Here is a 20,964-nt window from a genome sequence, read left to right as displayed (position 1 = left end):
AGATGCAACGCCTCGACTGGAACGCGCTCGACGAAACCGCGCGCGAACAGGCGCTGCGCCGTCCCGCCCAGCAGACCCGGGCCTCGACCGCGGCCGCGGTCGCCGAGATCGTCGAAGCGGTGCGCCGCGACGGTGACGCCGCGCTGCGCCTGTATGCGGAACGTTTCGACGGAGGCGCCCCCGAGCGCTTCGCGGTCGATGCGGCCGAGTTCGACGCCGCCGAAGCCTCGCTGACACCGGCCTTGCGCGCGGCGATCGACGAGGCCGCCGAACGCATCGCGGTGTTCCACGACGCCGGCATGACCGAGCCGTATGCGATCGACACCGCCGACGGCGTGCGCTGCGAACGTATCCTGCGGCCGATCCGCCGGGTCGGCCTGTACGTGCCGGCCGGCTCGGCGCCGCTGCCGTCGACCGCACTGATGTTGGCGGTGCCGGCCGACCTCGCCGGTTGCCGCGAAATAGCCCTGTGCACGCCGCCGCGTCGCGACGGCAGCGCCGACCCGGCAGTGCTCTACGCCGCGCGCCGCTGCGGGGTAACGCGGGTGTTCAAGGTCGGCGGCGCCCAGGCGATCGCGGCCATGGCGTTCGGCACCGAGAGCATCGGCAAGTGCGACAAATTGTTCGGGCCCGGCAATGCCTACGTCACTGAAGCCAAGCGCCAGGTCGCGCTGTTGGAGGGCGGGGCGGCGATCGACTTGCCGGCCGGCCCGTCGGAAGTACTGGTGATCGCCGATGCCGGCGCGCGCGCCGACTTCGTCGCCGCCGACCTGTTGTCGCAGGCCGAACACGGCCCGGATTCGCAAGTGTTGCTGCTGAGCGACGACGACGCCTTGCTCGATGCGGTCGACCTCGAACTCGAAGTGCAATTAGCCAAGCTGTCGCGCGCCGACACCGCACGCGCCGCGTTGCAGTGCTCGCGTTCGATCCGGGTCGATTCGATCGAACGCGCGCTCGAAGTCAGCAACCGCTACGCGCCCGAACACCTGATCCTGGCCCTGCGCGATGCGCGCGAGTGGCTGCCGGAAGTCGAGGCGGCCGGTTCGGTGTTCCTCGGCGACTGGGCGCCGGAAGCGCTGGGCGACTACTGCAGCGGCACCAACCACGTGCTGCCGACCAGTGGTGCGGCGCGCTATGCCAGCGGGGTCAACGTGGCCAGCTTCCAGGTCGCGATCACGGTGCAGGAAGTGCAGCCGCGCGGCCTGCTGGCGATCGGCCCCTGCGCGGTCGAACTGGCGACGGCCGAAGGGCTGGACGCGCACCGCGAGGCGGTGGCTTTGCGTTTGCGGGCGGCAGCGGCATGAGCGCCAAGAACGAATCGGATCCGATCGACATGAACGACGACAACCCCCTCAACCTGTTGCGCGAGGACCTGCGCGATTTCGCCGGCTACAGCTCGGCGCGCAGCGAGAAGCGCAGCGGCCGGGTCTGGCTCAACGCCAACGAAGCGGCCTGGCCGAGCGTGGCCGATGGCGAAGGCTCGGTGCGCCGTTATCCGGACCCGCAGCCGCAGCGCCTGCGCGACACGCTGGCCGGGCTGTACGGCTGCGAGCCGCAGCAACTCCTGGCCGGGCGCGGCAGCGACGAAGCGATCGATCTGCTGGTACGCGCGCTGTGCCGTCCCGGCGGCGATGCCATCGTGCTCACGCCGCCGACTTTCGGCATGTACGCGGTCAATGCGCGCCTGCACGGCACTCGTACGGTCGAGGTCGCCCTGCGCGACACGCCGGCCGGTTTCGCCTGCGATTTCTCCGCGGTCGCCGAGGCGGCCGAACGCGAGCACGCCAAACTGGTGTTCCTGTGCTCGCCGGGCAACCCCTCCGGCACGTTGTTGCCGTTGGCCGAGATCGATGCGCTGGCCTTGCGCCTGCGCGGCCGCGCCCTGGTCGTGGTCGACGAGGCCTATCTCGAATTCGCCGACGGCGCTTCGGCGGTGAGCCTGCTCGCTGCGCGCCGCAACATCGCGGTGCTGCGTACCTTGTCGAAGGCGCATGCGTTGGCCGCGGTGCGCATCGGCAGCGTGATCGCCGACGCCGACCTGATCGCCGCGCTGCAGCGTTGCCAGGCGCCGTATCCGCTGCCCACGCCTTGCGTGAACCTGGCCCTGCGCGCCCTGGCCGAAGTGCCGCGCAACACCACCAAGGCCCGCGTGGTCACCGCGATCGGCGAGCGCGAGCGTTTGTTCGCCGCGCTGCAGGCCTTGCCCGGCGTGCTCCAGGTCTATCCCTCGCAGGCGAATTTCCTGCTCGCCCGTTTCGACGACGCGCAGGCCGCATTCGACGGTCTGCTCGATGCCGGCGTGGTCGTGCGCGACATGCGCGCCGCGCCGCAGCTCGGTAATGCCCTGCGCATCAGTCTCGGCACGCCGGAGCAGAACGCGGCGGTGATCGAAGTGCTGACCCGCAATGCGCAGCTGCGCGGAGTGGCGGCATGAGCGCATCGACGCCGATTTTGTTCGTCGATCGCGACGGCACCCTGATCGAGGAGCCGGCCGATTTCCAGATCGACAGCTACGCCAAGCTGCGGTTCGTGCGCGGGGTGATCCCGGCGATGTTGAAGCTGCGCGACGCCGGCTATCAGTTCGTCATGGTCACCAATCAGGATGGCCTAGGCACCGAGGCGTATCCGCGCTGGAGTTTCGACGGCCCGCACCAGTTGATGATGCAGGTGTTCGAGAGCCAGGGCATCGTCTTCCGCGAGGTGCTCATCGACACCAGTTTCCCGGCCGAGAACCTGCCCACGCGCAAGCCCGGCATCGGCCTGGCGCTGCCGTTGCTGAAGGACCGCAGCATCGACTGGGCGCGCTCGGCGATGGTCGGCGACCGCGAGACCGACAACGGCTTCGCCGCCAACCTCGGCATCCGCGCGTTCCAGTTGCGTACCGAGCAATTCGGCGGCGAGTGGGACTGGGCCGGCATCGCCCACGCCCTGGCCGACTGCCCGCGCACCGCGCGCGTGCAGCGCAACACCCGCGAGACCCGGATCTCAGTTGCGGTCGACCTGGACCGCATCGCCGAACCCAAGGTCCACACCGGCCTGGGCTTCTTCGACCACATGCTCGAACAGATCGGCAAGCACGGCGGTTTCGCCCTGGAGCTGCGCTGCGAAGGCGACCTGCACATCGACGAGCACCACACCATCGAAGACAGCGCGCTGGCGCTGGGGCAGGCGTTGCGCGAAGCGCTCGGCGACAAGCGCGGTATCGGCCGCTACGGCTTCGATAGCGCGGACGCCGTTAGCACAGATGGCGCAGATGGCGCAGATGAGGAAGGCACGCTTCAGGAAGCTGTATCCGGAAAAAGCACACTTGCTGGAAGTGCATTGCAAGAAAGCACACTTCAAGAAAGCACATTAGGACGACACAGCGTCGTATTGCCGATGGACGAAACGCTGGCGCGTGCGGCGCTGGATTTCTCCGGCCGCCCGTATTTCGTCTTCTCCGGCACGTTCGCGCGCGAGCGGGTGGGCGATTTCCCGACCGAACTGGTCGCGCATTTCTTCCGTTCGCTGTGCGAAACCGCCGGGTTGAACCTGAATCTGAACGTGGAAGGTGATAACGATCACCACAAAGTTGAGGCTTGCTTCAAATCCGTGGCGCGCGCGTTGCGCCAGGCGATCCGCCGCGAAGGTCGCGAATTGCCGAGTACCAAAGGGGTCTTGTGATGTCTTGGGTTGTAGTCGTCGATTCGGGTGGGGGGAACATCGGCTCGGTGCGTTATGCATTGGAGCGGCTGGGTGCGCGTTCGATCCTGAGCGCCGACCCCGCAACGATCGCCTCCGCCGATCGCGTGATCCTGCCGGGCGTGGGCGCAGCAGCCCCCGCGATGGCGCGATTGCGGGAACGGGGCCTGGTCGATCCGATCCGCCGCTTGCAGCAGCCGTTGCTCGGGATCTGCCTGGGCATGCAGCTGCTGTACGAGTCCTCGGAGGAGGGCGAGGTCGAGTGCCTCGGACTCCTTCCGGGCCGGATCACCAGGCTGCAACCAGGACCAGGAGTACGTGTGCCTCACATGGGCTGGAATTTCCTCGACAAATGCGAAACGCCCACCGGCGCCCCGGGATTGTTGACCGGCATCGGCGAGCGCGACCAAGCCTATTTCGTTCACAGTTACGCCGCGCCGCTGACTTCGGACACCTTGGCCAGCACCAGCTACGGCCGCGCCTTCACCGCGGTCGCCGGCCGCGGGCGTTGCTACGGCGCCCAGTTCCACCCCGAACGCTCGGCCGCCGTCGGCTCGCGCCTGCTCGCTAATTTTTTGGCGCTGGAGGCGTGAACATGGGCAACAGCACGCTTTATCCCGCGATCGACGTTCGCGACGGCCGGGTCGTCCGCCTGCACCAGGGCGACTACGCCCAGGAGACCCGCTACGAGACCGAGCCGCTCGCCCTGGCCACGCGCTATGCCGAGGCCGGCGCCAAGTGGCTGCACCTGATCGACCTCGACGCCGCGCGCTACGGCGGCTACACCCTGGCGCCGTTGTTGCGCGCGATCACCACCTCCAGCTGGATGCGCGTGCAGACCGGCGGCGGGGTGCGCAGCGAGGCCGATGTCGAGGCCATCCTCGACGCCGGCGCCGACCGCGTCGTGGTCGGCTCGCTGGCGATCAAGGAACCCGAGCTGGTGATCGGCTGGCTCAAGCGCTTCGGCGCCGACCGCATCACCATCGCCCTGGACGTGCGCCAGAACAGCGAAGGCGACTGGGAGCTGCCGGTGGCCGGCTGGACCCAGGACAGCGGCGTGCGCCTGGAACCCTTGCTGGAACGTTACGCCCAGGCCGGCTTGCGCCACCTGCTGTGCACCGACGTCTCCCGCGACGGCACCTTGGCCGGGCCCAACCTCGACCTGTACCGGCACATCCACGAGATCGCCCCGTACGTGCAGCTGCAGGCCTCGGGCGGCATCCGCGACATCGCCGACATCGTCGCCGCCGACGGCGTCGGCTGCGCCGGCGCGGTGCTCGGCAAGGCCTTGATCGAAGGCCGTTTCGAACTGACGGATGCCTTGCGCCAGGTGCGCCGATGCTGAACGGGCTGAGCCGGCGCATCGTGCCCTGCCTGGACGTGCGCGACGGGCGCGTGGTCAAGGGCGTGCGTTTCCGCGATCACGTCGACATGGGCGACATCGTCGAGCTGGCCTTGCGCTATCGCGACGAGGGCGCCGACGAGCTGGTGTTCTACGACATCACCGCCAGCCCGCAGGGCCGCAGCGTCGACCGCGACTGGGTCGAGCGCGTTTCGCGCGCCATCGACATTCCGTTCTGCGTCGCCGGCGGCATCCGTTCGGTCGCCGACGCGCGCGGCGTGCTCAACGCCGGCGCCGACAAGATCTCGATCAACACCCCGGCGCTGGAGCGCCCCGAGCTGATCGGCGAGATCGCCGAAGAGTTCGGCGTGCAATGCGTGGTGGTCGGCATCGACAGCCTGCGCGACCCCGACGGCGAATGGCGCGTGCGCCAGTACACCGGCGACCCGACCCGCACCCAGGCCCTGGCCCGGCGCACCCTGGACTGGGTGGTCGAGGCGCAGCAGCGCGGCGCCGGCGAGATCGTGCTGAACTGCATGGGCAGCGACGGCGTGCGCAGCGGTTACGACCTCGAGCAGCTGGCCGCGGTCCGCGCGATTTGCGAAGTGCCGCTGGTGGCTTCCGGCGGCGCCGGCGCGATCGAGCATTTCGGCGCGGTGTTCCTGCAGGCCGACGTCGACGCGGCGCTGGCCGCGAGCGTGTTCCATTCCGGCAGCATCCGCATTCCGGCCTTGAAAGCAGCATTGCGAGAACAGGGTGTCCCAGTCAGACAGCTCCACTAATCCCGCCGCTGCGGCGTCCGCGACGCTGAGCGCGGAGCAGATCGACGCCCTGGCCTGGGACAAGCAGGACGGCCTGTTGCCGGCGGTGATCCAGGACGCGGCGAACCTGCGCGTGCTGATGCTCGGCTATATGGACCGCGCCGCCCTGCAGGCCACCCTCGACAGCGGCCACGTCACCTTCTTCAGCCGCAGCAAGCAGCGGCTGTGGACCAAGGGCGAAAGCTCCGGGCATTTCCTCGACCTGGTTTCGATCGAGACCGATTGCGACCGCGACACCTTGCTGGTGCGCGCGCGTCCGCATGGCCCGACCTGCCACCTCGGCCGCGACAGTTGCTTCCCGAGCGCGCCCGGCGACGCCGCGGCGTTTCTCGGCGAGCTCGACGGGCTGATCGCCGAGCGCGAACGCGAGCGCCCCGCCGGCAGCTACACCACCAAGCTGTTCGAGAAGGGCGTGCGCTCGATCGCCCAGAAAGTCGGCGAAGAGGGCGTAGAAACCGCGCTGGCCGCGGTGGCCGAAGACGATGCCGCCTTGTGCGGCGAAGCCGCCGACCTGTTGTTCCACTTGCAGGTGCTGCTGCGCGCGCGTGGCCTGTCGCTGGCCGACGCGGTGGCGGTGTTGCGCGAGCGCCATGGCAAGCCGCATCGGGGTTCGCACGGCGATTAGAGGTTTTGTGGGGCATCCGGTGTTGCTGGCCCCCGCGATTTGTCTGCTCTCAGGGTAGGAGCGGCGCAAGCCGCGACCACGTCATTCCGATCGCCCGCGCCGCCGGCTGCAGATTCGCGGTCGCGGCTTGCGCCGCTCCTACCCCGGCGAAAGCGCGCCGCTTCGATGGGCGACATTGGCCCTGTTGTCTTCGCGCGTTCCGTGGTCGCGGATCACGCCGCTCCTACAGGGGATGGCGTCGCCGCAATCTGATTTCCTGTTGTGGTTGTGCGTCGCTTTGCACTAGCGAAGGCAATCGAAGACCCGAAGGGCGGCCTGCATGGATGCAGGCCGTTTTTCATCGGGACAGGGATGTCCCGTATGAAAAATCACCGCGAATGCATCGCTCGTGCGGGCTGGTGATTCAAAGAGAGCATTTTTCTTTGGTTACCTTTGACCGAAGGAACTCCCTGTGGGACTTTTGTTGCTTTAGACAAAAGAAAGTAACCCGCCGCTTTAGTGGCGGAAGCTTTGGGTTTGATCTTGATCTTGCTTGAAAGAGGCGCAGCGAAACCGTCACAGCGATGTCGCGGCTTGCGCCGCTCCTACCCTGGCGAGAACACGCCGCTTCGACGAGCGACGACGGCCTGTTGTCTCTGCGCGTCCCGCGGTCGCGGCTCACGTCGCTCCTGCAAAGGCCAGCCTCAGCACCGTAAGGCCGCGAATCCATCCCCTGTAGGAGCGGCGCAAGCCGCGACCGCGAAACGGCAACCGCCGGCGCATCCGCGTCGCCTGTGAAGCTACCCGGGACGGCTCGCCATCGGCCGACACTCATGCCGCTTTCGTCCTCGATCCCTACACCGTGCCGCCGGCCTCGGTCCAGGGCGACGATCACCGCATAATGAGCGCTCTTTCCGGAGCCCTCCATGCGTCCATCCGCGTCCTTCGCCGCCTTGCTGCTCGCCTTGACCGTTCCCGCCGCCGCGTGGGCCCAGACGGCGCCCTGCGCCGGGGGCAGCGTGTTCGAGGACCGCAACGGCAACGGTCGCCGCGATGCCGGCGAGCGCGGGCTGCAGGGGCAGCGTGTCTCCGACGGAGAGCGGATCGTCGTCACCGATGGGCAAGGCCTCTATAGGCTGCCGTTGCGCGACAACCGCAGCCAGTTCCTGATCAAGCCGGCCGGTTACCGGCTGGCGAATCGCGCCAGCGGGCTGCCGGACTATTGGCTCAACGTGCGCCTGCAAGCGGGGCCGGCGCTGAAGTACGGCGGCATGCCGGTGGCTGCGGGCTGTCGCGATTACGGCCTGATTCCCGAACGGCGCAAAGCCACCGGCGATCTCGACGTACTGGTGTTCGCCGACCCGCAGACCAAGACCGCGACCGATGTCGACTACTACCGCCGCGACATCGTCGAGCCTCTGCTTGCCGGTCGCGCCGGCTCGCGCGTCGCCGACCTCGGCCTGAGCCTGGGCGACATCACCCACGACGACTTGTCGTTGTACCCGAAGCTCAACGCGGTCACCGCCAGCCTGGAGGTGCCCTGGCTGCATGCGCCGGGCAATCACGACCTGGATTTCGACGCGACGCGCGACGAGGACTCGCTGCTGAGTTTCCGCCACGTCTACGGGCCGGACAGCTTCGCCTGGGAAGAGCCGCAGGCGAATTTCGTGGTGCTCGACGACGTGGTTTATCAGCCGGGCGGTAAATCCGATTACATCGGCGGCCTGCGCCCGGATCAATTCGCCTTTCTCGAAAGCTATCTGGCGGGCGCGTCCAAGCAGCGTCTGCTGGTGCTCGCCATGCACATCCCCTTGTTCGACGCTGCACCGGGTCGCGAGACCTTCCGTCATGCCGATCGCGAGCGTTTGTTCGGGCTGCTGAAGGAGTTCCCGAACGTATTGGTGCTCAGCGGCCACAGCCACACTCAGCGCCATGTCTTCCATGACGCCGCCGACGGTTGGCAGGGCGCGAAACCGCTGCACGAATACAACGTCGGCGCCGCCTGCGGTGCGTTCTGGTCCGGGATCAAGGATGCGCAAGGCATCCCCGACACGACGATGAGCGACGGCACCCCGAACGGTTACGCGCGCTTGTCGGTGCGTGCCGATGCCGGCTACGGCCTGCGTTGGTTCCCGGCGCGCCAAAGCGGCAGCGATAAGGTCGCGAACCGCTACCTGCGGCTGTATTTGCCGAAGATACTGCGACGCGGTTCGTACCCGAGCCGCGGCGTGTTCGCGAACGTCTACATGGGCCGCGAGGACAGCCGCGTCGAGTACCGTCTCGACGACGGCGAGTGGAAGCCGATGCGCCGGGTCGACCAGCCCGACCCTGCGGTACTCGCCGAGAACGCGCGAGACGACGAGGCCGAACGCCTGCGCGGCTACGACCGCGCCGCCATCGCGACGCCGTCGACGCATTTGTGGAACGCGATGCTGCCGACCGATGCCGCCGTGGGCGAACACAAGGTCGAAGTGCGCGTGTTCGATCCCTGGCAGGGCGAGCAGCGCCTGTCGGCCTCCTATCGTTTGCTCGAAACCGCACAGGACTGACGCCATGGCCGCACTCGAGGATTCGCCGATCATCGTCTTCGACGACGCTGCCGCCTTCGAGCAGTGGTTGCTCGCCCATCCCGAGGCGAGCGGGGTCTGGCTGAAGATCGCCAAGAAAGGCCAGAGCGTGGTCACGGTGAACTACGAACAGGCGCTCGATGTGGCCCTGTGCCACGGTTGGATCGACGGGCTCAAGCGCAGCTTCGGTGCCTGCTTTTTCCTGCAGCGTTTCAGCCCGCGCCGGCCCAAGGGCCTGTGGTCGAAGATCAACATCGGCAAGGTCGAGCGGCTGATCGCCGAAGGGCGCATGGCGGCCGGCGGACTGCGCGAGGTCGAGGCGGCCAAGGCCGACGGACGCTGGGACGCCGCCTACGATTCGGCCAGCAAGATCGAAGTGCCCGACGACCTGGCCAAGGCGCTGGTCAAGCAGCCCGAGGCGCGCACGTTCTTCGATCAACTCGACAAGACCAATCGCTATGCGGTGTTATGGCGTGTGCAGACGGCGAAGAAGCCGGAGACGCGCGCGAGCCGGATCGAGAAGTTGGTGGCGATGTTGGCGCGCGGGGAAAAGATTCACGGGTGAGGGGGGCGAGAGTGTCGCCGTTGGCGATGGCGTTACCGCATGGAGAGCATCGGCGCAGACGATTTCGCCGCGATCTTGCAGCAGCGCGGTCGCGGCTTGCGCCGCTCCTACTCTTTGCTGCGTCGCTTTCGGGTAGGAGCGGCGCAAGCCGCGACATCGGAACGCAGACTGCGACACAAACACCGTCATCTAAGCGAACTTTCCAGCGAACCGTACGCCGCGAACCCGCCAAGAATTGACGCCGGCTTTACGCTGCCGCCCACTCGGCGAATAGCGCCTTTACGCCCGTCGTTTCTACATTGCCTCGCAGGCGCGCCATCCCGAGTGCGCCGTGAGTACCGACGTGTCGATCCTGATTCTGCGCGGCCCGCAAGGCGGTGTGTCCGAGGGTGATCCGATGGCTCCGGCCCTGGCCGGCGCGGTGCGCGCGACCCTGGTCGAGCGCGCCGCCATTGCCGGCAAGGCGCTCGCGCTGCGCAGCTGCCGCAGCGAAGACGAATTGCTCGAATGCCTGCAGGCGATGCGCGCGGCCAATACCGAATTGCTGCTGCTCGACCCCGGCGCCTGTCTGCCGGCCAGCGAGGCCTTGCGTTGCGCGTTGGCGCGGTTGCCGATGCCGTACATCGAGGTCCACGACGACGACATGAACGCATTGGAGCCGTCGATCGCGCCGCGATGCGGCCCGCGCCTGCGTCTGGTCCATGGCTACGCCGCACAGAGCTATACCCTGGCCTTGTCGATCGCGCTGGAGCACCTGGGTTGCGTCGAAAGCGGCAACGACGTCCACGTCGGCACTTGAGCCGCGCTCATGAGCTCAGTGTCCGAGCACCATTTCTATTTCGCCGATTACGAGATCCTGGTCGGCGGTCGGTTCTGCATCCGCGGCGAAACCACCTTGGATTACGCGCCGCCGGATGCGGAAGGTTTCGATCCGGCCGAATTGGTCGAGCGCATACGCAGCCAGGTCGCCTGCGAACGCGGCGTGGAGCGCGATGAAGTGCGGATCCGGCATTTGAGCCGGCTGTAGGGATAGCGAGTTGCGGTCACCGCAGCGTGTCGCTGCGGTGAGCCTAGATGATTCGACCGCAGCCATGGTTCGCGGTCGCGGCTCGCGCCGCTCCTACCCAGGAGCGGTATCGCCAAGGGGTAGGAGCGGCGTGAGCCGCGAACCGTGGTTCAAGCGACGGCGAAACCGCCGCCTGCAGTCAAACCTCGACCTGCGCGAACGACACCGCGCGGGTATGGCCGTGGGTCGCTTCGCCTTCGCGCGGCTGCGGATAGTCGTCGAGGCGATCGATCAGCACCGTAGCCAGGCCGGCCTCGCGCGCGGCGTCGAGTTCTTCGACCACGTCGGACAGGAACAGGATCTCGTCCGCCGGCAATCCGATCGATTCGGCGATGCGCGCATAGCTGTCGCGTTCGCGCTTGCCGCCGACTTCGGTGTCGAACCAGCCCGAGAACAACTCGGTCAGGTCGCCGGCGTCGCTGTGGCCGAACAGCAATCGCTGCGCCGGCACGCTGCCGGAGGAATAGACGTACAGGCGCTGGCCCTGGTCCTTCCACTGTCGCAGCGCCGGCGTCGCGTCGGGATACATGTGCGAGGTGAAGTCGGCGCTCTTGTAGCCGTCGGCCCAGATCATGCCCTGCAGGGCCTTGAGCGCGGTGTGCTTGCGGTCCTGGTCGATCCAGCCCTGCAGCACCTCGACCACGACCGAGTCCTGGCAGACGCCGCCGTTCTCCAGTGCGACCGCATCCAGCCATTTGCGCACCGCCGGTTCGCGTCCGCGCGCGGCGACGAAGCCCGGCAGGGCGCGGCGTGCGTACGGGAACAGCACGTCCTTGACGAAGGAAATGCTGCTGGTGGTGCCTTCGATATCGGTGAGGATGGCGCGGATGGGCATGGGCGGGACGGCCGTGAAGCGTGGGGAGGGGATTGTCGCCTTGCCGGGGCGGTCGGCGCAAAAGCGGCGCGGTGGCTTTGTCCGGCTCGGGGGCGGGCGGCCGGAGCGGGAAGCAAATCCCCCGCGCTTCAGAGGACTAGGCTTCGGCGGAGCCATCGGGCGCTGCCCCCTTTCCAAAGGGGGGCAGTAACTCTGCGGCTTCGGTGAATCGACCCGGCGCATGGCTGCGCAATTACAACCCGGAGAGTTCCCCCCTTTGCAAAGGGGGGGCTGGGGGGATTTGCCTTGGCTCTTAGCCGTTCGCTTCGGCTTCGGCTTCAAACCAGCCGAACCAAGCTCACCCCGCCTGACCCTTCTCGTAGCGCGGAAACTGCTGCGCCAGATCGCTGCCGGTGAAGTGGCCGACCCAGCCGTCCGGCTCGGTGAAGAAGCGGATCGCGACGAAGCTCGGCTGCGGGCCCATGTCGAACCAGTGCAGGGTGCTGTCGGGCACCGAGATCAGGTCGCCCTGTTCGCACTTGATCTCGTAGACCTTCGGTTCGACGTGCAGGGTGAACAAGCCCGAGCCGGCGACGAAGAAACGCACTTCGTCTTCCTTGTGGTAGTGCTCGTCGAGGAACTTGCTGCGCATGGTGTCGCGCTGCGGGTTGTCCGGGGCGATGCTGACCACGTCGACGGTCTTGAAGCCGCGCTCGGCGACGATGCGGTCGATGTCGCCGCGGTAGGCGGCCATGATGGTCTCGGGCGAATCGCCCGGTTTGACCGGCTGCGCGGCCTGCCATTGCTCGAAGCCGACGCCGATCCTGGCGAGCTCGCGCGCGATCTCGCCCTGGTCGGAGGTGCTCAGCTGTGGGGTGTCGGGTTGGTCCTCGACGAAAATGCGCAGGCGACTCATCGCTGCAGTCTCCTCAGTTCCAGTTCGCATCCCAGCAGGAATTCGAACGCCTCCAGATGGCGCCGGGCTTCGCCCATGTCGCGGCCCCAGGCGTACAGACCGTGGCCGTCGATCAGATAGCCCCACATCGCCTGGCGGTCGAGGGTGGCGTCGACCTGGGCGGCCAGGGTCGGCATGTCCTGGGTGTTCGGGTAGACCGGCAGGTCCAGCGCGGTTTCGTGGGTGGTGGTGCCGGAGAAGGCCTTGAGCAGCTCGTAGCCTTCCAGGTGGACGTGGCCGATGCCGGCGTACAGGCGCGAGGCCACGGTCTGGGTCTGCGAATGGGTGTGCAGGACGCAGCCGATCTGCGGGTAGCGCTTGTACAGCTGGGTGTGCAGCAGGGTCTCGGCCGAGGGCCGATGGCTGGTCGCGACCGGCTGGCCGTCGAGGTCGACCACCATGATGTCGCCTTCGGTCAGGCGGCCCTTGTCGCGGCCGGAGACGGTGATGGCGACGTGCCCGGCGTCGATGCGGCTGGAGAAGTTGCTGCTCGTGGCCGGAGTCCAGCCGCGCAGCGCCAGTTCGCGCACGTTGACGATGATCTCGCCGGCACAGTGCGACAGGCGTTGGGGGTCGTAGGGCAGAGAGCTGTTCATGCCCGCAGTTTACAAACAAACGGCGACCGGATCGCTCCGGTCGCCGCGTCATTGACCGCCCTGGCGGCAACACAGCGTTGCCGCGGGCCGTCGGGCCGGGCTCTGGCCTAGGCCGTCAAGCCAGCCTTGGGTCCATCAGGCCATTAAGCCCGTCGGCAGGCCCGTTCAGCGCTTGCGCATCCGGCTGTGGCGGAAGCTGTAAGCGAAGTAGATGACGAAACCGACGGCGGTCCAGACCCCCATCAGCATCCAGTTGTGCGCGGTCATGGTCGACAGCAGCACCAGGCAGCTGACGATGCCGGCCAGGCAAATGCCCCAGGCGAACGGGATCCGGAACGGGCGCGGCAGGTCCGGCTGGGTGCGGCGCAGGATCAGCACGCCGGCGCAGACCGCGGCGAAGGCGATCAGGGTGCCCATCGAGGTCATGTCGCCGAGGATGTCGAGCGGGAACAGCGCGGCGAGCAGGGCGATGCCGATGCCGGTGATCACCGTGTTCACGTGCGGGGTGCGGTACTTCGGGTGGATCTTGGTGAACACCGGCGGCAGCAGGCCGTCGCGGGCCATGATCATGAAGATGCGCGGCTGGCCGATGATCATCACCAGCACCACCGAGGACAGGCCGACCAGGGCGCCGATCTCGACCACCAGGCGCAGCCAGTTCAGCTCCGGATGGCCGGCGATGGCGGTCACCACCGGCTCGTCGGTGCCGAGCAGGTTGTACGGCGCCAGGCCGGTCATGACCGCGGCCATGCCGATGTAGAGCACGGTGCAGATCGCCAGCGAGGCCAGCATGCCGATCGGCATGTCCTTCTGCGGCTGGTGCGATTCCTGCGCCGCCACCGACACCGCCTCGAAGCCGATGTAGGCGAAGAAGACCATCGAGGCGCCGCGCAGCACGCCTTCCCAGCCGTATTTGCCAGGCCCCTGCGATTCGGGAATGAAGGGGTGCCACAGGGTCGGGTCGACGTATTTCCAGCCGACCACGATCACCAGGACGATCAGGCCCGACTTCAGCAATACCATCGCCATGTTCATGGCCGAGGATTTGCGGATGCCCACATAACAAAGCCAGGTCAGCAGCAGCACGATCGCCGCGGCCGGCAGGTTGGCGATCGCGCCGGTCGGACGCAGCTTGGCGTCGAGCGGCGCCTGCACCAGCGCCGCAGGCAGGGTGATGTTGAAGTGTTCCAATAAACTGAGGAAATAGCCGGTCCAACTGACCGCCACCGCCGAGGCCGAGACGCCGTACTCCAATATCAGCATCCAGCCGATGAACCAGGCGGCGAGTTCGCCGAGGGTGGCGTAGGTGTAGGTGTAGGCGCTGCCCGAGACCGGCACCATCGCCGCGAATTCGGCATAGGCCAGGGCACAGAAGGTGCAGCAGATCGCCGCGAGCACGAACGACAGCATGATCGCCGGGCCGGCGTGCTCGGCCGCGGCCTTGCCGGTGATGACGAAGATGCCGCCGCCGATCACCGCGCCGATGCCGAGCGCGGTCAGTCCCCACGGCCCGAGCGTGCGGTGCAGGCTCAGCCCCTCGGCGTCGGTGTGGGCGGCGTGCGGGTGTTTGGTCGCCCAGAGTTGTCCCAGCATGTGTTTCTTCCTGGTGCTGCTTGCGGCTGTGCAGCGACCTTCCGCTCGTCATTCCCGCGAACGCGGGAATCCAGGGCCTTACGGGCGAGAACCTTTGAAGTCGCTGGACCCCCGCCTGCGCGGGGATGACGATCAAACGCTGTCGGGCCTGGTGACTCGAATCCGATCGCTGGTGCGATGCGCGTTGCGTGAAAAGGAAAAAGGCCGGCGGAAGTTCCGCCGGCCTTGCTGACTGCGTGCCGGTCAGGCGCCGTTGGCGGCCTTGCGCAGCTTGCTGTTGCGGTAGCCGTAGCCGAAGTAGATCAGCATGCCGATCGCGGTCCAGCCGGTCATCAGGTGCCAATGCTCGGAGAACGGCTTCCAGAACAGGTACAGGCAGGCCATCGCGCCGAGCGGGCAGATCACCACGGCCAGCGGCACGCGGAACGGGCGCGGCAGGTCCGGTCGGGTGCGGCGCAGGATCAGCACGCCGATGCAGACGGTTGCGAAGGCCAGCAGGGTACCCATCGAGACTAGCTCGCCGAGCAGGCCGATCGGCAGGAAGCCGGCCAACAGCGCGGCGAAGATACCGACGATGATGGTGCCGACGTAGGGCGTCTGGAACTTCGGATGCACTTTGGCGAAGAACTTCGGCAGCAGGCCGTCCTTCGACATCGAGTAGAAGATGCGCGGCTGGCCCATCAGCATGACCAGGATCACCGAGCTCAGGCCGGCGATGGCGCCGATCTCGACGGCTATCTTGAGCCAGCCCAGCGCCGGATAGGCTTCCAGCGCGGTCGCGACCGGCTTGGGCGTGCTCAGCATGTGGTAGGGCAGCAGGCCGGTCAGCACGCCGGAGACGATGATGTAGATGATGGTGCAGATGACCAGCGAGCCGAGGATGCCGATCGGCATGTCGCGTTGCGGGTTCTTGGCCTCGCCGGCCGCGGTCGAGACCGCGTCGAAACCGATGTAGGCGAAGAACACAACCGAGGCGCCGCGGATGATGCCGTCGAAACCGTACTTGCCGGGGCCCTGGTTTTCCGGGATGAACGGCACCCAGTTGTCCGGGTTGATGTACTTGGTGGCGAAGGCCACGAACAGGGTGATCACGATCACCTTGATCGCAACGATGATGGTGTTGATGAAGGCCGACTGGGTGATGCCGACGTAGCACAGGCCGCTCAGTGCCGCGACGATCGCCACCGCCGGCAGATTGATCAGGCCGCCGGTGTAGACGATGCTGCCGTCGACGACGTTGAGCGGGGCGGCCGCCAGCGAGGCCGGCAGGCCCATGCCGAAGGTGCTCAGGAAACTGTTGAGGTAGCCCGACCAGCCGACCGCGACGGTCGAGGCCGCGAACAGGTACTCGAGGACCAGGTTCCAGCCGATGAACCAGGCGACGAATTCGCCCAGGGTGGCGTAGGAATACGAATAGGCGCTGCCGGAGACCGGCATCATCGCCGAGAACTCGGCGTAGCACAGGCCGGCGAAGGCACAGGTAATGCCCGCGACGATGAAGCTGAGTACGATCGCCGGGCCGGCGTGTTCGGCCGCGGCGTGACCGGAGAGGACGAAGATGCCGGCGCCGATCACGGCGCCGATGCCTAGCATCACCAGTTGGGTGGCGGTCAACGATCGCTTCAGCGTCGCCTCGCCTTCAAGGCTGCCCTCTACGGGCTCGCCGGCATCCACGTGGCCGGACGGCGCCACCGGTTTGGTGATGAACAGGCCTCTCGACATCGAACTCCCCTCTCTCTCGTAAGAAGTGATCTCTACCCGTCGTTCTGGCGACGACGATGACCGCCTCCCTCAGTGGAGCGGCGGGCCACCTTAACCCAGGGTGGAAATGGGCGGCAAGCGCACACCGTCACGGGCTTTGCCCGCATAATCGCGCCCCCGGTCGCGCGCCAGTGTTCACTCCGCATGCCTGCGAAACATTCCGACGTCATCGAAGTTCTGCGTTCCAATCTCATCGAATATGGCCGACGTTGGCCGCAGGAAGCCGAACATACGCTGGCGTTTCTAGACCTGCTCGACGAGGCGCAGGGCCGCGGCACCGCCCCGGACGGCGCCCTGGCGCCTGGCGACCCCTTCCTGCGCGAGCGCCTGGCCGGCCATTTCACCGGCGGTGCGTGGCTGATCGACCAGGCCGGGCGCCGGGTCCTGCTGACCCACCACCGCAAACTGGAGCGCTGGCTGCAGCTCGGCGGCCATGCCGACGGCGACCGCGACCTGGCCCAGGTGGCCCTGCGCGAAGCCGAGGAGGAGTCCGGCCTGACCGGGCTTAGCGTCGAGCCCGAACTGTTCGACCTCGACCGCCACTGGATCCCGGAGCGCCGCGACGTTCCCGGCCATTGGCATTACGACCTGCGCTACGTCGTGCGCGCGAGCGATAACGAGGACTACGTGATCAGCGAGGAATCGCTGGACCTGGCCTGGCGCGAGATCGCCGGATTGCTCGACGACCCCGGCTCCGACGAGTCGATGCGGCGCATGGCGCGCAAGTGGTTGGAGCGTGGTTGAGACGGCTGCCGCGATGACGACGCTTGCGGTGCCGGGCGATACCGGACTGGGCGGCCGCATCCTGAAGGTCAATCACGCCGGCGAGCACGGAGCGGTCCACATCTACGCCGGGCAGATCGCCATGGCGCGTTTCTTCGCACCGCGGATGTTGAGCGAACTGGCCCATTTCAAGGCCGATGAAGAACGCCATCGGGCCTTGTTCTGGGCCGAACTGCAACGCCGCGGCCGCCCGCGTTGCCGCAGCTATTGGCTGTGCGGCATCGGCGGCTATGTCCTGGGCTTGGCGACCGGCTTGTGCGGCGAACGCGCGATCGCCGCGACCACGGTGGCCGTCGAACGCGTGGTGTTGCGTCACCTGGTGCATCAACTGCACAGCCTGGCGGCCTCCGACCCCGCGGCGAGCACGGCGATCTCGACCATCGTCGAGGAAGAACAGCAACATCACGATGCCTCGGCCGATCATTTGGCGAGCGATCGTTTCTGGTCGAGGTTGTTGTCGCCGGTGGTGTCGGCCTCGACCGAAACGGTGATCTGGCTGGGCATGCGGTTGTAGAGGGCGGTCGCGCCGCCCGGGTGGTGCCCCCCAGGGGGCGCGACGTCCCACAGGGATGTCCTGCGGTCGCAAGCCGCGACCGCTCTGCCTAACTTTCGCGTCGCCGCTGCATGTAACCCCGGGTAGGAGCGACGCGAGTCGCGACCACGTCGTGACCCGTTGCTGCGTTTATAACCGCAGAGCGGTGAAGCCACGGCAAGAGCAAAGCTTCCGTCCGCTGACGCGGCCGGGTTACTTTCTTTTGCTGGCCCAAAAGAAAGCTAACCAAAGGGAGGCCTTCCTTGACGAAGCTCCCCTGCGAGTACGCAGCTGTCGCCGGGATTTTTCGATAGGACATCCTTGTCCTATCGAAAAACGGCGCACGTCCTGTGCGCCGCCCTCCGGGTCTACGGGTGTTCTCGCGAGCTCGGGGCTGCGCCAAGCTTTCACGGCAACATCAACATCAACATCAACATCAACATCAACATCAACGCCTCGCGCCTGCTCTTGGGTAGGAGCGACGCAAGTCGCGACCACGCAACCCCGATCGCCCGCGCCGGCAGCCGCAGATTCGCGGTCGCGGCTTGCGCCGCTCCTACCCCGGCGAGAGTATGCCGCTTCGATGGATGATGTAGGCGTTGTTGCTTCCGCGCGTCTCGTGGCCGCGGCTCACGCCGCTCCCACAGGGGATGGCGTCGCCACACGCGGACGCCCTCGGTGGCTTTGGCTGTGCGTCGCCGAGCACTAGCGAAGGCAATGGAAGACCCGAAGGGCGGCGCGCAAGGATGCGCGCCGTTTTTCATCGGGACAGGGATGTCCCGTATGAAAAATACCCGCGCATGCACCGCTCGTGCGGGCTGGTGATGCAAGAAAAAGCAACTTCTTTGGTTACCTTTCTTTTGTTGCTTTAGACAAAAGAAAGTAACCCGCCGCTTTAGTGGCGGAAGCTTTGGGCGTTTGATCTTGATCTTGCTAGATAGATGCGCCGCAAGAATGTCGCAGCGCGGTCGCGACTTGCGTCGCTCCTACCCCAAAGCGGTGCCGCTCCATCGGGTAGGAGCGGCGCGAGCCGCGACCGTTATGTTCGGGGCGACGCCGCAACTGCAAGGTCTTGATCGGCCTTAACGCCGCCCTCTAGCGAGAGCGGCGTCAAAGCATGTGGCGCAGGCTCAGGCCCCGATCGCCGGATCGCTCACGCTCGCCGTGCCGTTTTCGGCATGGCCGGCGATGCGGCGCAGCCAACCGGCATCCGAATCGGAGGTGATGCTGAAGTCGTACCAGCGCTTGCTCGTGGCGAGCGGCCAGTGGTCGCGCAGGGTCGCGCCCGGCGCCAAGTCGTAGTGGCGCGCCGGCGCATCGCTGTAGCGGTTCGCGCGCAGGCTCAGACGGCAGGCGGCGCGACCGCGGTTGACGAATTCGAGCACCAGCATCTCGCCGATCGCATCGTGGCGGACCGAGACTTCCGGGTCCGCGCCCTGGGCTGCGGTCGCCTTGAGCAGGTCGCCGCGGAACACGCGCAAAAAGCCGTTCGGGCCATAGGCCGACAGGTCGTAGATGCCCTTGGTGTACTGCTTCGCACTCCAGTAATCCGACAACTGGGTGCCCGGATCGAGCGTGTAATACCACGGGCCGTCGCTGCGATTGCCGGCGTATACGTTGTAGCAAGCGCCGGCGACGCCGTCGTTGCCGAAATCCAGCCAATAGCGGCCGCTGGAGGCTTCGATGCGGCCGTCGACGCGTAGTTCGTACGGCAACGCGCGCGCCGGCCTCTGGCCGCGTTCCTGGCGAGGCATCCGCGCTTGCGCGGGCGGCTTCGGCGTGGCCAGTTTGCAACTCGCGTCGGCGCCGGACATCGCGCCGTCGGTGTCGGGCAGGGCCGGCCATTGGCTATTCGGATTGGCGAAATCGAGGGCGGTGCTGAGGTCGCCGGCGACCGTGCGCCGCCAGGCGCTGATATTCGGCTCGGCGATGCCGAAGCGCGCTTCCAGGAAGCGCAGCACCGAGGTATGGTCGAACACCTGCGAATTGACCCAGCCGCCCTTGCTCCACGGCGAGATCACGAACATCGGCACGCGCACGCCGAGGCCGACCGGCACGCCGTTGTAGTTCTCGGTCGCGGTATCGACCGTGCTCTTGCCGAGGCTGGCGGAGATCGCCGGCAGCGGCGGCGGCACGTGGTCGAAGAAACCGCCGTTCTCGTCGTAGTTGATGATGAAGACGGTCTTGGACCAGACCTCGGGATTGGCGACCAGGGCTTCGAGCAGGCGCGCGGTCAGCGACTCGCCGTAAGCCGGCGTGGCTTGCGGATGCTCGCTCATGATGTACGGCGGCACGATCCACGACACCGCCGGCAAGGTGCCTTCGCGCACGTCCTTGGCGAAGTCGGCGATCAGGTACTCGCCGCGCGAAGCCTTGGCGTTCTCCGCGGTCGAACCCGGCGCCCAGGCGCGGCCGCGCTTGTACAGTTCGGACTGACGGTCGAGCTTGCGGAAATTGGCGAAGTAGGGGAGCGAGTTGTCGCCGTAATTGTCGTGTTCCTGATACACGCGCCAGGCGATGCCGGCGTTCTGCAGGCGCTCGGCATAGGTGGTCCAGCGATGACCGACGAAGGTCGGCTTGTCCAGCGCCATGTCGGCGGTCCAGTTGCCGTCGTCGGCGTTGTTGACCGCTTGCGCGCCGAAATCGCCCACGGTCATGCCGCTGGTGCCGGCGAACAGATGCATGCGGTTCGGGTTGGTCGGGCCGTGGTGCGAGCAGTAATAGGCGTCGCACACGGTAAACGCGTCGGCCAGCGCGTAATAGAAGGGTAAGTCCTCGCGGGTGAAGTGGCCCATGCACATCGGGCCCTTGGTCGCGATCCAGGCGTTGTAGTCCTTCCAGCGCGTGTGCGAACCCTTCCAGCTGTGGTCGATGTCGGCCATGCAATGCGCGGCGGTGTTGCGGGTGTCGAGATGGAACGGCAGCACCGCTTGCGCGTTGGTCGTCGACTTCGGCTGCTGCCAGACCGTCTTGCCGCCAGGCAGTGGAATCGGGCGCGGATCGTCGAAACCGCGCACCCCGCGCAACGCGCCGAGGTAATGATCGAAGGAGCGGTTTTCCTGCATCAGGATCACCACGTGCTGCACGTCCTGGATCGTGCCGGTGACGCGCGCGGCCGGTGTGGCCAGGGCGGCGCGGATCGAGGGAGGCAGCAGGCCCAGCGCGGCAGAGGCGCCGGCGAGTTTGAGGAAGTCGCGACGGGTGGACGTAGTCAAGGCCTGGCTCCGAAACTGGCGGGGCATTGCGCGCGCGACCGAACGGCCGCGTCGAGCAGAGCATAGAGC

The 20,964-nt window shown here is 67.0% G+C and carries 19 protein-coding genes; 13 read left to right on the top strand and 6 right to left on the bottom strand.

Annotated elements, in window-relative coordinates; genetic code table 11:
- Nucleotides 1–2 precede the first annotated feature (2 nt).
- The 11 genes from hisD to ACTOWK_RS15495 all read left to right on the top strand — a co-directional run bounded on the left by hisD (nt 3) and on the right by ACTOWK_RS15495 (nt 10,607).
- Nucleotides 3–1,304, top strand: a complete 1,302-nt coding sequence (hisD, locus tag ACTOWK_RS15545; protein WP_441331053.1) for a histidinol dehydrogenase — start codon at nt 3–5, stop codon at nt 1,302–1,304.
- A 23-nt stretch (nt 1,305–1,327) separates the two neighbouring features.
- Nucleotides 1,328–2,434 (top strand): histidinol-phosphate transaminase, encoded by a 1,107-nt coding sequence (gene hisC / locus ACTOWK_RS15540; RefSeq protein ID WP_441331052.1) that lies wholly within the window; start codon nt 1,328–1,330, stop codon nt 2,432–2,434.
- Nucleotides 2,431–3,663, top strand: a complete 1,233-nt coding sequence (gene hisB / locus ACTOWK_RS15535) for a histidinol-phosphatase (protein WP_441331027.1) — start codon at nt 2,431–2,433, stop codon at nt 3,661–3,663. Before hisC ends, hisB begins: the two co-directional genes overlap by 4 nt.
- On the top strand, nt 3,663–4,274 hold the full coding sequence (gene hisH, locus ACTOWK_RS15530) for an imidazole glycerol phosphate synthase subunit HisH (protein ID WP_441331026.1): 612 nt from the start codon (nt 3,663–3,665) through the stop codon (nt 4,272–4,274). Before hisB ends, hisH begins: the two co-directional genes overlap by 1 nt.
- 2 nt (nt 4,275–4,276) lie before the next feature.
- Complete coding sequence (hisA, locus tag ACTOWK_RS15525; RefSeq protein ID WP_441331025.1) at nt 4,277–5,026, top strand: 1-(5-phosphoribosyl)-5-[(5-phosphoribosylamino)methylideneamino]imidazole-4-carboxamide isomerase; 750 nt, start codon at nt 4,277–4,279, stop codon at nt 5,024–5,026.
- Nucleotides 5,020–5,805, top strand: coding sequence for an imidazole glycerol phosphate synthase subunit HisF (gene hisF / locus ACTOWK_RS15520; protein ID WP_441331024.1), 786 nt, complete (start codon nt 5,020–5,022; stop codon nt 5,803–5,805). Before hisA ends, hisF begins: the two co-directional genes overlap by 7 nt.
- Nucleotides 5,806–5,830: 25 nt before the next feature.
- The gene (gene hisIE, locus ACTOWK_RS15515; RefSeq protein WP_441331051.1) at nt 5,831–6,469 is read left to right on the top strand and encodes a bifunctional phosphoribosyl-AMP cyclohydrolase/phosphoribosyl-ATP diphosphatase HisIE; all 639 of its coding nucleotides are present in this window, start codon (nt 5,831–5,833) and stop codon (nt 6,467–6,469) included.
- A 905-nt stretch (nt 6,470–7,374) separates the two neighbouring features.
- Nucleotides 7,375–8,997, top strand: a complete 1,623-nt coding sequence (locus ACTOWK_RS15510) for a calcineurin-like phosphoesterase C-terminal domain-containing protein (protein WP_441331023.1) — start codon at nt 7,375–7,377, stop codon at nt 8,995–8,997.
- A 4-nt stretch (nt 8,998–9,001) separates the two neighbouring features.
- Nucleotides 9,002–9,580: a YdeI/OmpD-associated family protein gene (locus ACTOWK_RS15505; protein WP_441331022.1), complete on the top strand. Its 579-nt coding sequence runs from the start codon at nt 9,002–9,004 to the stop codon at nt 9,578–9,580.
- A 331-nt stretch (nt 9,581–9,911) separates the two neighbouring features.
- The gene (locus ACTOWK_RS15500) at nt 9,912–10,379 is read left to right on the top strand and encodes a type II 3-dehydroquinate dehydratase (RefSeq protein WP_441331021.1); all 468 of its coding nucleotides are present in this window, start codon (nt 9,912–9,914) and stop codon (nt 10,377–10,379) included.
- A 9-nt stretch (nt 10,380–10,388) separates the two neighbouring features.
- On the top strand, nt 10,389–10,607 hold the full coding sequence (locus tag ACTOWK_RS15495; RefSeq protein ID WP_441331020.1) for a hypothetical protein: 219 nt from the start codon (nt 10,389–10,391) through the stop codon (nt 10,605–10,607).
- Between the two features lie 178 nt (nt 10,608–10,785).
- Here ACTOWK_RS15495 and mtnC read toward each other — a convergent pair whose 3' ends face one another.
- The 5 genes from mtnC to ACTOWK_RS15470 form a co-directional block, all read right to left on the bottom strand.
- Nucleotides 10,786–11,481, bottom strand: coding sequence for an acireductone synthase (gene mtnC / locus ACTOWK_RS15490; protein WP_441331019.1), 696 nt, complete (start codon nt 11,479–11,481; stop codon nt 10,786–10,788).
- 337 nt (nt 11,482–11,818) lie between these two features.
- Nucleotides 11,819–12,376, bottom strand: coding sequence for a 1,2-dihydroxy-3-keto-5-methylthiopentene dioxygenase (locus ACTOWK_RS15485; protein WP_441331018.1), 558 nt, complete (start codon nt 12,374–12,376; stop codon nt 11,819–11,821).
- Nucleotides 12,373–13,011 (bottom strand): methylthioribulose 1-phosphate dehydratase, encoded by a 639-nt coding sequence (locus ACTOWK_RS15480; protein ID WP_441331017.1) that lies wholly within the window; start codon nt 13,009–13,011, stop codon nt 12,373–12,375. The genes ACTOWK_RS15485 and ACTOWK_RS15480 overlap by 4 nt, the downstream gene beginning before the upstream one ends.
- A gap of 165 nt (nt 13,012–13,176) precedes the next feature.
- Nucleotides 13,177–14,604 (bottom strand): amino acid permease, encoded by a 1,428-nt coding sequence (locus ACTOWK_RS15475; protein ID WP_441331016.1) that lies wholly within the window; start codon nt 14,602–14,604, stop codon nt 13,177–13,179.
- 243 nt (nt 14,605–14,847) lie between these two features.
- Nucleotides 14,848–16,326 carry an amino acid permease gene (locus ACTOWK_RS15470; protein ID WP_441331015.1) on the bottom strand — a complete coding sequence of 493 codons (1,479 nt, stop codon included), beginning with the start codon at nt 16,324–16,326 and terminating at the stop codon, nt 14,848–14,850.
- 183 nt (nt 16,327–16,509) lie between these two features.
- Between ACTOWK_RS15470 and ACTOWK_RS15465 the strand changes: the two genes are divergently transcribed.
- Together ACTOWK_RS15465 and ACTOWK_RS15460 are read left to right on the top strand one after the other, a co-directional pair.
- Nucleotides 16,510–17,109 (top strand): NUDIX hydrolase, encoded by a 600-nt coding sequence (locus tag ACTOWK_RS15465; RefSeq protein ID WP_441331014.1) that lies wholly within the window; start codon nt 16,510–16,512, stop codon nt 17,107–17,109.
- A gap of 13 nt (nt 17,110–17,122) precedes the next feature.
- Nucleotides 17,123–17,662 carry a demethoxyubiquinone hydroxylase family protein gene (locus ACTOWK_RS15460; RefSeq protein WP_441331013.1) on the top strand — a complete coding sequence of 180 codons (540 nt, stop codon included), beginning with the start codon at nt 17,123–17,125 and terminating at the stop codon, nt 17,660–17,662.
- Nucleotides 17,663–18,810: 1,148 nt separating this feature from the next.
- Here the strand turns inward: ACTOWK_RS15460 and ACTOWK_RS15455 are convergent.
- Complete coding sequence (locus ACTOWK_RS15455) at nt 18,811–20,895, bottom strand: phosphocholine-specific phospholipase C (RefSeq protein ID WP_441331012.1); 2,085 nt, start codon at nt 20,893–20,895, stop codon at nt 18,811–18,813.
- Nucleotides 20,896–20,964 lie beyond the last annotated feature (69 nt).

The organism is Lysobacter sp. CA196, from assembly GCF_052078695.1.
Classification (GTDB): Bacteria; Pseudomonadota; Gammaproteobacteria; order Xanthomonadales; family Xanthomonadaceae; genus Lysobacter.
Note: the sequence above shows the minus strand (reverse complement) of the source record. Positions and strands in the feature narration are given on the sequence as shown.